Annotated in this window: 12 protein-coding genes; all 12 read right to left on the reverse strand. The window is 38.1% G+C overall.

All coding sequences use genetic code 11. The features are described from left to right. Positions 1 to 7: 7 nt before the first annotated feature. Positions 8 to 1,501, reverse strand: coding sequence for a glycerol kinase GlpK (glpK, locus tag E3U55_RS02275; RefSeq protein WP_134338705.1), 1,494 nt, complete (start codon positions 1,499 to 1,501; stop codon positions 8 to 10). Positions 1,502 to 1,830: 329 nt separating this feature from the next. Continuing rightward, entirely contained in the window at positions 1,831 to 2,346 is a 516-nt protein-coding gene (locus tag E3U55_RS02280) for an acyltransferase (protein ID WP_134338706.1), read from the reverse strand. 4 nt (positions 2,347 to 2,350) lie between these two features. Further along, on the reverse strand, positions 2,351 to 2,989 hold the full coding sequence (gene ppaX / locus E3U55_RS02285; protein ID WP_134338707.1) for a pyrophosphatase PpaX: 639 nt from the start codon (positions 2,987 to 2,989) through the stop codon (positions 2,351 to 2,353). Next, the gene (locus E3U55_RS02290; protein WP_134338708.1) at positions 2,964 to 3,938 is read right to left on the reverse strand and encodes a nucleoside recognition domain-containing protein; all 975 of its coding nucleotides are present in this window, start codon (positions 3,936 to 3,938) and stop codon (positions 2,964 to 2,966) included. Before E3U55_RS02290 ends, ppaX begins: the two co-directional genes overlap by 26 nt. A 24-nt stretch (positions 3,939 to 3,962) precedes the next feature. After that, positions 3,963 to 4,823, reverse strand: coding sequence for a prolipoprotein diacylglyceryl transferase (gene lgt, locus E3U55_RS02295; protein WP_134338709.1), 861 nt, complete (start codon positions 4,821 to 4,823; stop codon positions 3,963 to 3,965). A 14-nt stretch (positions 4,824 to 4,837) separates the two neighbouring features. Beyond that, positions 4,838 to 5,776, reverse strand: coding sequence for an HPr(Ser) kinase/phosphatase (hprK, locus tag E3U55_RS02300; protein WP_134338710.1), 939 nt, complete (start codon positions 5,774 to 5,776; stop codon positions 4,838 to 4,840). A gap of 141 nt (positions 5,777 to 5,917) precedes the next feature. Beyond that, positions 5,918 to 6,274, reverse strand: coding sequence for a phage holin family protein (locus tag E3U55_RS02305; protein WP_134338711.1), 357 nt, complete (start codon positions 6,272 to 6,274; stop codon positions 5,918 to 5,920). A 15-nt stretch (positions 6,275 to 6,289) separates the two neighbouring features. Further along, the gene (locus tag E3U55_RS02310; RefSeq protein ID WP_194840792.1) at positions 6,290 to 7,378 is read right to left on the reverse strand and encodes a DUF4097 family beta strand repeat-containing protein; all 1,089 of its coding nucleotides are present in this window, start codon (positions 7,376 to 7,378) and stop codon (positions 6,290 to 6,292) included. A 109-nt stretch (positions 7,379 to 7,487) separates the two neighbouring features. Continuing rightward, entirely contained in the window at positions 7,488 to 8,177 is a 690-nt protein-coding gene (gene bshB2 / locus E3U55_RS02315) for a bacillithiol biosynthesis deacetylase BshB2 (RefSeq protein ID WP_134338713.1), read from the reverse strand. Between the two features lie 12 nt (positions 8,178 to 8,189). Continuing rightward, positions 8,190 to 8,543 (reverse strand): YojF family protein, encoded by a 354-nt coding sequence (locus tag E3U55_RS02320; protein WP_134338714.1) that lies wholly within the window; start codon positions 8,541 to 8,543, stop codon positions 8,190 to 8,192. Between the two features lie 12 nt (positions 8,544 to 8,555). After that, positions 8,556 to 11,420, reverse strand: a complete 2,865-nt coding sequence (gene uvrA, locus E3U55_RS02325; protein WP_134338715.1) for an excinuclease ABC subunit UvrA — start codon at positions 11,418 to 11,420, stop codon at positions 8,556 to 8,558. Positions 11,421 to 11,429: 9 nt separating this feature from the next. Continuing rightward, a complete protein-coding gene (gene uvrB, locus E3U55_RS02330) occupies positions 11,430 to 13,400 on the reverse strand; it encodes an excinuclease ABC subunit UvrB (RefSeq protein ID WP_407644089.1) in 1,971 nt (656 codons plus the stop codon). Positions 13,401 to 13,545: the final 145 nt, after the last annotated feature.

Below are 13,545 nucleotides of genomic sequence, written 5' to 3' on the forward strand. Positions count from 1 at the left end.
ACCCTTTCTAAGATGTAAAGGCTTGAGTTGCTTTTACGGCACGTTTCCATCCATCATATTTTTCTTCTCGAACTTCTTCACTCATGTTCGGTTCAAAAGTATAATCAATCTTCCATTGATTCGCAATCTCTTCTTTGCTGTCCCAGAAACCTACGGCAAGTCCTGCTAAATAAGCTGCTCCTAACGCAGTTGTTTCATTAATGACTGGACGTTCAACCTTTGTATTTAAAATATCACTCTGGAATTGCATTAAAAAGTCGTTTTGAACCGCACCACCATCTACGCGGAGTTTTTTCAACTTCAATTCAGCATCTTCAATCATCGCATTAACGACATCTTTTGTTTGATAAGCTAAGGATTCAAGTGTGGCACGAACAAAATGTTCTTTTTCCGTCCCTCGAGTTAACCCGAATACTGAACCACGAGCTTTACTGTCCCAGTAAGGTGTTCCGAGACCAACAAAAGCAGGCACAACATACACACCATCAGTTGATTTAACCCTTTTTGCGTAAGCTTCGCTATCTGATGCAGACTTGAACATTCTTAAACCGTCTCTCAGCCATTGAATAGCAGAGCCAGCGACAAAAATACTGCCTTCTAAAGCATAGTGGACTTCGCCATCGATTCCCCACGCCAAGGTGGTCAATAACCCATTCTCTGACTGAACAGCTTCACTTCCAGTATTCATTAACATGAAACAGCCCGTTCCGTACGTGTTTTTCGCCATACCTTTTTCAAAACATGCCTGACCAAACAAAGCTGCCTGTTGGTCACCACACGCTCCTCCAATTGGAATTTGATAGCCTTGAAATTGATATTCAGCGGTGTGGCCATAAACTTCAGAGGATGGCTTTACGTCTGGCAGCATGCTCGAATCAACGCCTAAAATTTCAAGTAATTCGTCATCCCACTTTAATTCGTGAATGTTATATAAAAGGGTGCGCGAGGCATTTGAATAGTCGGTTACATGCGCCTTGCCACCTGTCAGCTTATAAATTAACCAGGTATCAATTGTTCCAAACATTAAATCTCCATTTTTAGCTTGCTCTTGTGCTCCATCCACATTTTCTAAAATCCACTTGACTTTTGTTCCTGAAAAATAGGGATCGAGGAGTAATCCGGTCTTTTTTCTAAATGTATCTTCATAACCTTTATCTTTTAAGTCATTACAAATGTCCTCGGTTTGTCTCGATTGCCAAACGATTGCTTTATGAATGGGTCTACCTGTATGACGATTCCAAACGACTGTCGTTTCACGCTGATTCGTAATTCCGATTCCCGCAATTTGATTCGGTTCAACATCTGCTTTTCGCAGTACTTCAGTCATACAATATTGTGTTGATGTCCAAATTTCATTCGCATCATGTTCAACCCAACCCGGTTGTGGGAAGTATTGCTTGAATTCCTGTTGAGCGACTTCTACAATTTGACCATCCTTATTAAACAGAATAGCTCTTGAACTCGTGGTTCCCTGATCAAGTGATAACATAAATTTTTCCATTCCAATTCCTCCTCTAAAACCGATACTTGTATATTCCCGCTCATTTGATTAGTTCAAACAAAACTAAGATTCAATTTTATTTAGTAGTCCGCTACAGGCGGACGCTTTCCGCGGGCACGGCTTCAACTTCCCAAAACTCACTGTCGTTCGTTTTGCGTGATTTTCAGCTCGTGCTGTTCCCGCAAGAGTCGCCGCCTTTCGCTCAACCTTTCATATCAATATATTTTTAGCAACAACATCGAATTAGAAAACTAAACAAATAAACAAAAAACGTATACCACCATTGATGTCAGTCCATCTCTTGGAAGTATACGTGAGAGTAATGAAAATTATTTCTGTTGAAGCTGGCGTTGCTCCATTTCTTCTTTTGTATAGATGACACGCATAGGATTTCCACCGACAAAGCTTCCTGCCGGTACATCCTCATGGACGAGCGTTGCCGCTGAAATAACAGCACCGTCACCAATTGTCACTCCAGGTAAAATCGTACAATTGGCACCGACCATCACTTCATCACCAATGCGTACATCACCTAAACGGTATTCATCTATTAAATACTCATGCGCTAAAATCGTTGTGTTATATCCTATAATCGAGTTTTTTCCTATATGAATTTTCTCAGGAAACATCACATCAGGCATGACCATCAGCGCGAGCGCCGTGTGCTTACCAATTTCCATTCGTAAAAAGGTCTTATATAACCAACTTTTTACGGCTAATGATGGTGTATAACGTCCTATTTGGATAAAAATAAAATTCTTACATACTTTTAAAAATGGCACGGTTTTATAAATCTGCCAAAGTGAATTGTTCGACGTTACACGGTAGCGCTCAGTCTTGCGCATGTGATCACTCCTCAACGATCTTTAATAAATCTGAAATATGATCTAATACATAATCTGGTTCTAATGATTCAATAAAATCTTTTCCTTTAGCAGACCACGCTACACCTGCAGTTTTCGTTCCAGCGTTTTTTCCTGAGTGAATATCGTGAGAGTTATCACCAATCATAATGGTTGATTCCGGTTTGCCACCCAGTGCTTTCATCCCTTTTAATACAGGTTCTGGATCTGGTTTGGCATGATTCACATCATCTAAACCAATGACTACATCAAAGAATTGGTCTAAGTGAGTTAATGCTAATCCTTTAAGAGCAGTTTCTCGAATTTTCGTCGTTACAATCGCCATCTTATAGCCTTTCTCATGTAACTGCTGAATCGTTTCAAATACACCATCATAGCTTGTTACAAATAAATCATGATTCGCAAGATTGTGCTTTCTATATGTTTGAACCATTTCATCAACTTCATCTGGATTAACTTTTTCAAAAGAATCACGCAAAGGCGGTCCCATAAATTGTAAAATGTCTTCTGTAGAGTAGTCTTCATTTAAATGTTCACGAAATGTATGTTTAAAAGATTCTACAATCAATTCATTTGTATCAATAAGTGTCCCATCTAAATCAAATAGTATCGTACGTACGCTCATGTCTAACAGTATCCTTTCTGATGCCTTTTTCTTTATTCTTTTCAGCTCGGTTCCAAATATAAGCAATAGCAGCAGTTAATATAATTGCTGTCGTTAATCTTATCAACAATAATGGCCAAACAGGTATACCTAATGGAATAAAAACTACGGTATCTTCAACGACGGCGTGACATGTGACCAAGAAGATTAACACAAGAGTCATATCTTTTTTGGATACATTGTCTTCTTTAACCGCTTGAATCATAACACCTGCTCCATAAGCCAATCCAATCGTCAGGCCAGCCACTAATGTCATCGAAGCATTCTCTTTTACACCTAACATCTTAGTAAACGGTGCTAGCTTCTTAGACATCCAATCCATCCAATGATGCTCTTTCAACCACTGCATAATAATCATGAGTGGAATGACGATTGCTGCTAATTGAACAATCGATAACGCAGCTGTTTCTAAACCGGATAACGTGATTTCAATCCATCCATTTGGCGCAGCACCTTCATTAGAAATCAGACCGTATTTAGCCATTTCCTGCCCACCGCTCCAGAACAGGTTAATCATCATCGCAGAGAATACGGCTAAACCAACTCTTACCGCAATAATGACCCAAAACTTCACGCCAACTTTTGATGCAACGGCCGATTCGATAAATAAATTGTGTGAAAAAGAAAGCATTAAAGCTAAAATGAATACTTCTTTAACTGTAAAATCAAAACTGACAATCGCACCGATCCCGGCATACAGATTAAGCGCATTACCTAATACTAACGGTACAGCCGCTTCACCAGGCAAGCCTAAAAATCCCATCAAAGGTTCTAACCAATCTATCACAAACGGCAAAACCGGTGTGTATTGCAGAATAGATACGATTAATGTAATTGGAAAAATTACTTTACCTAACGTCCAAGTTAACGATAAACCACTATTCAGTCCCCTTTTTAAAGTTCCCTTCACGTTTGTTCTCCCCTATCGTTCAAACTACTTCTTTTTCAACTTTGACTTTTTATTATTTTTCTTTAATGACGTCCCATCATATAACACATCATCATAACCTATTTTATGACGATAATATAAAACAATCAAACTGCCAAGAATTAATAAAATAGAAATAACCTGAGCCGTTCGTAGTCCAGGAACGATGTATAAACTGTCCGTACGCATTGCCTCGATAAAAAATCTTCCGAATGAATACCACATGACGTAAGATAGGAAAATCACACCACGTCTTGGGTTCACTTTATATCGTAGGAATAATAACAATGCAATACCAAGTAAACTCCACATGGATTCATATAAAAATGTTGGGTGATGATATACTCCATCGACACACATCTGATTCATGATCCAATCCGGTAGATACTGCAACACATTTTGATATGTCGATTCAGATACCGGGCCACCATAAGCCTCCTGGTTCATAAAGTTACCCCAGCGTCCTAGCATCTGACCAATTAAAATACTAGGCGCAGCAATATCTGCAACTTTCCAGAAGGATACATTTTTTCGTTTTGCATAAATATAAGCCACTAATACTGAAGCAATAAGCGCTCCGTGAATGGCTAAACCACCTTCACGAATGTCTATGATTTCTAAGAACGAGTCATAATGCTCCCATTGAAAAATAACGTAATACAGTCTTGCACCAATGATGGCTGCTGGAATAGCAAACACTAGTAAATCAATAAAGAAATCTTTATGTAGCCCTAATCGCTTGGATTCCTTTTGAGCAACCAATAAAGCGATTAATGCTCCTAACATAATTAAAAATCCATACCAATAGACCGGAAATGGACCTAATTCAATAAACACACGATCATAAGGTTCTGCCTTACAGTACATTTAAATCGTCCCCCTTATTCAATCTCTTTTTTGTCTACATCGCCAATCATCGAATTTAAACGTTCTGAAAATTCTTCAGCCGTATTAACTCCCATTCGTTTAAGCCTAAAGTTCATCGCTGCCACTTCAATAATGACCGAGACGTTTCGACCAGGTCGAACAGGTATGGTAGCTTTCGGCAGATGTACATCGATAATCTGCATCGTATCCTCATCTAAGCCCAGGCGGTCATATAGTTTATGTTCATCCCAAGTTTCTAGATTAACAACTAATGAAATTCGTTTATAATTACGAACCGCACCTGCCCCAAATAACGTCATCACATTAATAATTCCTAACCCACGAATTTCAAGTAAGTGCTCAATCAGATTTGGTGGGTTTCCTATTAATGTATCGTAGTCTTCCTGGCGAATCTCAACATTATCATCTGCAACCAGTCGATGACCTCGTTTAACAAGTTCAAGCGCAGTCTCGCTTTTACCAATACCACTTTTACCAGTAATAAGGACTCCAACACCATAAACATCAACTAGTACGCCATGCAATGCAGTCGAAGGCGCGAATTTTGTTTCTAAAAAGTTCGTTAAACGACTAATAACTCGTGTCGTTTTGTATGGAGAGCGCATCACCGGAACGCCAGCATGGTCTGCGGCTTCAATGAGTGCTTTTGGCACATCTAACCCTCTGGTAATTACAATGCCAGGAGTTACATCCGTACATAGCTTCTCCATTCGGTCTTTAATTTCATCTACTTGTAAATCGTATAAAAACATTAACTCTGTTCGTCCCATTAATTGGAGTCGTTCTTTAGGATAATGTGTAAAATACCCTGCCATCTCCATTCCAGGACGTGAGATATCACTTGTAACTATTTCACGATGAACGCCGTCTTTTCCGGCGACTAACTCTAAATCAAATCGTTCGATTAAATCCTTAGTACGGACTTTAATCATCCGTATCTCTCCTTTATATGTAACATTATTCATAACTATATCATATCTGAATGAAAGTCATCATGAAAAATGATTACACTTTAATTTTATGGTTGCAAAAAACGTAAAAACAACCTCCCGCAAGATAGCGAGAGGTCAACTTTAGTCAAATACTTGTTTTAATAACTTTTGTAGTAGTGTGTTTAGGATGGCAATGATAATAGCTGCTATGATTGCTATACCAAATCCATCAATCACGAAGGCATCCCCTAACATCCACTGCGTTAACATAAGTGTGATGGCATTAATTACAAATAAAAACAGACCTAATGTTAGAACAGTTATTGGTAAGGTAAAAATGACTAGGATTGGTTTAACAATAGCATTTAAGATACCTAAAATGATACTTGCCAGAATAGCGGTGGTGACACTATCAATATGAAAACGATCAAACAGTTCTGCCACTGCCATAAGTGCAACGGTGTTCACAATAATTGATATTAACCATTTTTTCAGCATAGAATAGCTCCTTTATTACGAAAGTGAATATATTCTTATACTACCCGTTTTTGTTTCTATATCAACATCAAGGCCGGATTCGTTTTCAGCTACATTATAAAAATGCACCATTTTCTTGACCATGTGTTGATCCATTTTATTTACAACAACTTCAGGTAAGTTAACATCAATGCTTCCAACACTTGTGTTCGCATTACCTTTCACTTTAATATCTTTTGGTAAATACAGTTGAGTCGATCCAGTTGCTGTTTTTAAATCCACTCTTTGTGCGTCAGTATTGTATAGATAGGCTCTTACACTACCTGTTGTCACGTCAGCATCTAAATAGTCTACTTTACCATCATAATAAATGGATCCTGTAGTCGTTTCTAGTTTAGCTTTGGAGACTTTCACATCATCCAATTTAATAGAACCATGCTTCGCTTCCACATATAACATATCACCTTCATAATCTCCTAAACGAACACTGCCATTAACAGTTGTAATTCGAGCAACATTTAGTTGAACTGAGCGTGATTTCACTGAACCATTTACCGTTTTAATGTAGGCCTGCTCATAGACCTTCTTAGGCATGTGAATAACCAATTCTGCTGAAACATTCTTCTGTTCCTGATCAATGTGCAGCTTGTCATTTGTTATCCCGACAGATAAAGAAGAATCAAAGATTTTTTCTGCAGTTTCCTGATCGTCTTCTTTGTAAACTTTACCGTTACATTGAATAGTAACCGTTTCACCTTCAGCTGGTAAAAATTCTACGCTGCTATTCGTTAGATCAAAATTCAGGTGATTGACTTCTTCTGAAGAAAATTCGTATTTACGTTTAACAGATACATGATTAAAACTAAATTCAAATGGGCCTTCTTTAACACGTTGAATCGTGTCGTCTATAAAATTCATTAATCCATCAGTAAAGCTTTTGAAATCTTTTTTTACTGTATTTTGAAATGAGTTTTTCTCTGATGACTCGCTTTGGCGATTATCTTTTTTTGAGTCTTGGTTAGCTTCATTTTTATTATCTAGTGCATCTAGTAATTTTTCTGCTTCATCTGCTGTTAAATGTCCTTCTTCTAACAACTTCAAAATCTTGTTTCTTTCTTCACTCATAAAAGAGCCTCCTCTTTCACATCTTAATTCTATTTTACTAATATTTAAGACGTGTGCCATCAATCACTAGACTGAAAAACTCAAAACAAAATTCCATCTCTAGACGGAGTTAATAATTAACTTGATCCACGTCCACCTCATAAAAGCCCTCATAACGGAATCGCTCTAAAGCCGCTTCATATTCATTATCCGATTCACTATTGGCTAATAACTGACTTAACATACCTTCTGCTTGTGAACGGTGTGATTTAATTGCATTAAGTTTTTTATCAAATGAATCAATTAAGTCCACTACAACGTTAGGCTTTCCTAAGTTATCACGGTGATTATTTGAAAATGCAGTCGCCCATAGTGTTGGACGTTTTTCTTGATCAATACGCTTAACGGCTTCAAAAGCAGCAGCACCCATGGCATTATGGTCCGGGTGAACAGCATAGCCAGGGTAGAACGTAATAACGAGTGTTGCTCCCAGGTCTTCGATGTATTTTTTAAATCGCTCAGCCATTTCATCTCTTGATTCAAACTCCATCGTTTTATCTCGATAGCCGAGCATTTCAAGGTTCATATCTAATACTTCACATGCGTCTTGTAATTCCTTTTTTCGAATGTCAGGTAAGGTTTCACGGTTAGCAAAAAATGGACTCCCCATATTACGACCCATTTCACCTAACGTCCCACAAAGGTAAGTGACGGGGACTCCAGCTTCACGAAATTTAGTTACTGTACCTGCTGCTCCAAATGACTCGTCATCTGGATGAGGATATAATACGACGACATGTTTATGATCACTATAATTCATTCTGTTACCCCCTTAGTAAGAAAATGGCTCGGTGCTAATTTCAAGTGTCACCATTAATCGGCCTTCTCGATCATGTCCTGCAATTAATAATTGACCGGTATCAGTCACTTCAAAGTCAGTTAGACCTTCTGCATAAATCCAACCAATGTCATGTTTTAAGCCGACACGATAAGAGTCATCATGTTCAACAATTTTTCCTTGTTTATATGTTAAATGAGCATTTCGGATATAAGCGCCAACATTATATGCATTTGCGTTGAAGTGGCTGGCATAAGCCCCGTTCGTTGTCTCTAAGTGAACATATACGGGTTGATTGGCAAATTCATCTATATATTTTTGAACTTCTTCAATTTTTATAGAGTCCATAATTGTCCCCCTTTAGTTTTGCGTACTTTCTAGAATTCGTTCTTCCATACGTTGACGTTCACGTTCTAAGACAGGTTTTAAATATTTCCCTGTAAATGAACCTTCAACCTCAGTTACTTCTTCTGGTGTTCCAGTAGCTACGATTTGTCCGCCACCTTCTCCACCACCAGGACCTAAGTCTATTAAATAATCAGCTGTTTTAATGACGTCTAAGTTGTGTTCAATGATAAGCACACTATCACCATTTTCAACTAATCGTTGTAACACATTTAACAAACGTGCAATATCATGAACGTGCAACCCTGTTGTAGGTTCATCCAGAATATACAGTGAACGTCCGTTTGAACGACGATGAAGTTCACTTGCTAACTTTACTCGTTGAGCCTCACCACCTGATAAGGTAGTTGCAGGCTGACCTAGGCGAATATAACCCAAACCGACATCTTCTATGGTCTGAAGTTTACGCTTGATTTTAGGAATGTTTTCGAAAAACTCTAAGGCGTCCTCAATGCGCATCTGTAATACATCCGCAATATTTTTGCCTTTATATTTCACTTCTAATGTCTCACGGTTATAGCGTTTACCATGACACACTTCACATGGAACATACACATCAGGTAAAAAGTGCATCTCAATTTTGATAATCCCGTCTCCACGACAAGCTTCACAACGGCCACCTTTAACGTTAAAACTAAAACGACCTTTGTTGTAACCTCTTATTTTAGCTTCACTTGTTTGAGCAAACACATTACGAATATCGTCAAAAACCCCCGTATAAGTGGCTGGGTTTGAACGTGGTGTACGACCAATTGGTGATTGGTCAATATCGATTACTTTTTCTAAATGATCAATTCCGCGGATTTCTTTATGCTTACCAGGTTTAGACTTCCCGCGATGTAGTTTTTGAGATAACGTTTTATATAGAATTTCATTAATTAATGTACTTTTCCCTGACCCTGAAACGCCTGTAACGACCGTCATTAAACCGAGTGGTATAGAAACATCCACTTCCTTTAAGTTGTTTTCTTCAGCCTGTCGGATTTCTAACATTTTCTTTTTAGTTACTTTACGACGTTTTGTAGGTAAAGGAATGAATTTTTTACCACTCAAGTATTGCCCCGTCAGTGATTGGTCATTATCCATCACGTCTTGAGGAGTGCCATCTGCTACAATTTCTCCACCTTGTGCCCCGGCACCTGGTCCAATGTCGATTAACCAATCTGCTGCTAACATCGTATCTTCATCATGCTCAACGACAATTAACGTATTATCTAAATCTCTCATGCGCTTTAATGTTTGAATTAGTCGGTCATTATCTCGCTGGTGAAGACCAATCGATGGCTCATCTAATACATAAAGCACACCCGTTAAAGCTGAGCCAATTTGTGTTGCTAAGCGGATACGCTGTGCTTCTCCACCTGATAATGTTCCAGCCGAACGAGATAATGTTAAGTAATCCAGACCAACATTGACTAAGAATGTTAAACGATCACCGATTTCCTTAACAATCATACGTGCAATCTGTTCTTCTTTTTCACTTAATTCAATTGTTTGTATCCATTCCAAAGCATAAGTAACCGATTTTTCTGTGACCTTACCAATATGAATACCATCAACCTTAACCGCTAATGCTTCCTCAGTTAATCGATAGCCTTCACATGTTGGGCATTCAGACTGTGCCATATATTTCTCCATCTGCTCACGAACATAGCTTGATGATGTTTCATGATAACGGCGGGAAATATTGTTAATAACACCTTCAAAGAAAATTTTATTTTCGCGACGATTGCCACGTTCATTTTCATAACTAAAGAGAATCTTTTGCTTGCCACTGCCATATAGAATCTTGTTCATTTGTTTTTTAGGTAAATCTTTTACCGGTGTATCCATGTCAATATCATAATGAGCACAAACACTCCTCAGCAATTGTGGGTAGTATTGTGATGAAATCGGCTCCCATGGGACAATCGCACCTTGGTTTAAAGATAAATCCCAATCAGGAATAACAAAATCCAAGTCGACTTCCAGCTTCGACCCTAACCCATCACAAGTTTTACATGCACCAAAAGGACTGTTGAATGAAAACAGTCTTGGTTCTAATTCACCAATTGTAAAACCACAAATCGGGCATGCATGATTTTCGTTAAAGAAAATTTCATCACCTTCGATTAAATCAACAATAACTTGACCGCCACTTAACTTAAGAGCAGTCTCAATTGAATCACTTAACCTGGTTTCTACACCTTCTTTAACGATGATTCGGTCAATTACCACTTCAATCGTGTGGTTTTTATTTTTATCTAATTCGATCTCTTCACTAATCTCACGCATTTCACCATCTATACGCAGGCGGATATATCCTTCTTTTTTCAAGTCTGATAACACTTTGGCGTGTTCACCTTTACGCCCTGAAACAACGGGTGAAAGAATTTGTAGTTTTGTTCGTTCTTCTAGTTCCATCACACGATCAACCATCTGTTCAACTGTTTGTGCAGAAATTTCTTCCCCGTGTATAGGACAAATGGGACGTCCAACACGCGCGTACAGTAAACGTAAATAATCATAAATTTCCGTTACGGTTCCAACCGTTGATCGAGGGTTTTTACTCGTGGTTTTTTGGTCAATTGATATCGCTGGAGATAAACCCTCAATTGCATCCACATCGGGCTTATCCATTTGACCTAAAAACTGTCTGGCGTAAGCCGATAATGATTCAACATAACGTCGCTGCCCCTCAGCATAAATCGTATCAAAAGCTAAAGAAGACTTACCTGAACCAGATAGACCCGTCATCACAACTAGTTTGTTTTTTGGGATTGTTACATCAATATCTTTTAAATTATGCGCACGTGCGCCTTGTATCGTTATTGACTTCATCGATTAAAATCATCCTTCCGACTTTAACTCTAAGATCACATCTCTTAGTTCCATTGCTTTTTCGAAGTCTAAATCTTTAGCTGCTTGTTTCATCTCTGCTTCCATTCGATCGATCATTTCTGCTTTTTCTTCTTTAGACAACTTATCATACTGAGCAACCTTTTCCTGTTCCTCTTCTGACTCATAAGTAGCACGAATAACATCGCGAACTTCTTTCTTAATGGTTGTTGGTGTAATACCGTGTTCCTCATTGTAAGCCATCTGTATTTCACGACGACGATTGGTTTCATCAATCGCATATTGCATTGATTTTGTGATTTTATCACCGTACATGATAACTCGACCATTTTCATTACGCGCAGCACGCCCCATTGTCTGAACAAGTGAACGTTCTGAACGTAAGAAACCTTCTTTATCGGCATCAAGTATTGCCACTAAAGAAACCTCAGGAATATCGAGACCCTCACGCAATAAGTTAATACCTACAAGAACATCATAAACACCTAAACGTAAGTCACGTATAATCTCAATTCGTTCAAGCGTTTTAATCTCAGAGTGTAAATAAGCGACTTTAATACCCATTTCTTGAAGGTAATTCGTTAAGTCCTCTGACATTTTTATTGTTAATGTTGTTACTAACACACGTTCATTTTTGTCTTTGCGTTTATTAATTTCTCCAATTAGATCATCAATTTGCCCCTTAATTGGACGCACTTCAATTTCCGGATCTAATAACCCTGTTGGGCGAATAATCTGTTCAATCACACCAGGAGAATGTTCTATTTCATAATCACCCGGAGTGGCTGAAACGTATAAAATATTATCAATATGTTTTTCAAACTCATGAAATTTTAATGGACGGTTATCCAGTGCTGACGGCAAACGGAAACCATGATCAACTAACGTCATCTTACGTGCACGGTCCCCATTATACATACCCCTAACCTGTGGTAATGTCACATGAGACTCATCAATCACAATTAATGAATTATCTGGAAAATAATCTAGTAATGTGTAAGGTGTTGAACCAGGTTCACGAAAAGCAAGGTGACGTGAATAGTTCTCAATACCTGAACAAAAGCCCATTTCATTCATCATCTCGAGGTCATATTTCGTGCGCTGTTCAAGACGTTGAGCCTCCAGTAATTTTCCTTCATCATGAAACTTTTGTAACTGTTCTTCTAATTCTTTTTCTATATTCTTAATCGCGCGCTTCATCTTTTCTTCTTTCGTTACGAAGTGAGATGCCGGGAAAATAGCAACATGGTCACGATCACCAACGATTTCACCAGTTAGCGCATCAACTTCTCTGATGCGATCAATTTCATCTCCAAAAAACTCAATACGTATACAATGTTCTTCTTTTGATGCAGGGATAATTTCTACAGAATCCCCTCTTACACGAAATGTTCCACGCTGGAAGTCAATATCATTACGTGCATATTGGATATCTACTAATTCTCTTAACACCTGATTACGTTCTTTTTCCATACCGACTCTTAAAGACAAGACCAAGTCCTTATAATCTTCCGGTGAACCTAAACCATATATACACGACACACTCGCTACAATTAATACATCATTTCTTTCGAACAATGATGAAGTTGCCGAATGACGTAGTTTATCAATTTCATCATTAATACTGGCATCTTTCTCAATAAAAGTATCAGTATGCGGTACATAGGCTTCAGGTTGATAATAATCATAATAACTCACGAAATATTCCACAGCATTATTAGGGAAAAACTCTTTAAACTCACTATATAACTGACCAGCTAAGGTTTTATTATGAGCAATCACTAATGTCGGTCGATTAATTTCAGTTACCACATTAGACACTGTGAACGTCTTACCCGTACCTGTTGCACCTAGCAAAGTTTGATGACGTTCATTTTTATTAATACCGTCCACAATTTTCTCTATTGCTTTCGGTTGATCACCTTGTGGTTGAAACTGCGAATGAAGATCAAATTGTTCCACAACACCAACTCCAATTTAAAAAGTATCTATTAAAACTATTATTTCTTCTATATTTAAGTATAACATAAAACACGAACAAAAGTTCTGTTTGTTAAATTTTTTCTGTATTATTAGGATAATTTGGGATAAAGGAATTTGCAAAGAA

The organism is Filobacillus milosensis, from assembly GCF_004402015.1.
Classification (GTDB): domain Bacteria; phylum Bacillota; class Bacilli; order Bacillales; family Alkalibacillaceae; genus Filobacillus; species Filobacillus milosensis.

Excerpts from the sequence above, each read along its gene's own strand:
- E3U55_RS02320 (WP_134338714.1), bottom strand. The coding sequence starts at position 8,543 with ATGGACTCTATAAAAATTGAAGAAGTTCAAAAATATATAGATGAATTT.
- hprK (WP_134338710.1), bottom strand. The coding sequence starts at position 5,776 with ATGATTAAAGTCCGTACTAAGGATTTAATCGAACGATTTGATTTAGAG.
- lgt (WP_134338709.1), bottom strand. The coding sequence starts at position 4,823 with ATGTACTGTAAGGCAGAACCTTATGATCGTGTGTTTATTGAATTAGGT.
- bshB2 (WP_134338713.1), bottom strand. The coding sequence starts at position 8,177 with ATGAATTATAGTGATCATAAACATGTCGTCGTATTATATCCTCATCCA.
- E3U55_RS02310 (WP_194840792.1), bottom strand. The coding sequence starts at position 7,378 with ATGAGTGAAGAAAGAAACAAGATTTTGAAGTTGTTAGAAGAAGGACAT.
- E3U55_RS02305 (WP_134338711.1), bottom strand. The coding sequence starts at position 6,274 with ATGCTGAAAAAATGGTTAATATCAATTATTGTGAACACCGTTGCACTT.
- ppaX (WP_134338707.1), bottom strand. The coding sequence starts at position 2,989 with ATGAGCGTACGTACGATACTATTTGATTTAGATGGGACACTTATTGAT.
- E3U55_RS02280 (WP_134338706.1), bottom strand. The coding sequence starts at position 2,346 with ATGCGCAAGACTGAGCGCTACCGTGTAACGTCGAACAATTCACTTTGG.
- uvrA (WP_134338715.1), bottom strand. The coding sequence starts at position 11,420 with ATGAAGTCAATAACGATACAAGGCGCACGTGCGCATAATTTAAAAGAT.
- glpK (WP_134338705.1), bottom strand. The coding sequence starts at position 1,501 with ATGGAAAAATTTATGTTATCACTTGATCAGGGAACCACGAGTTCAAGA.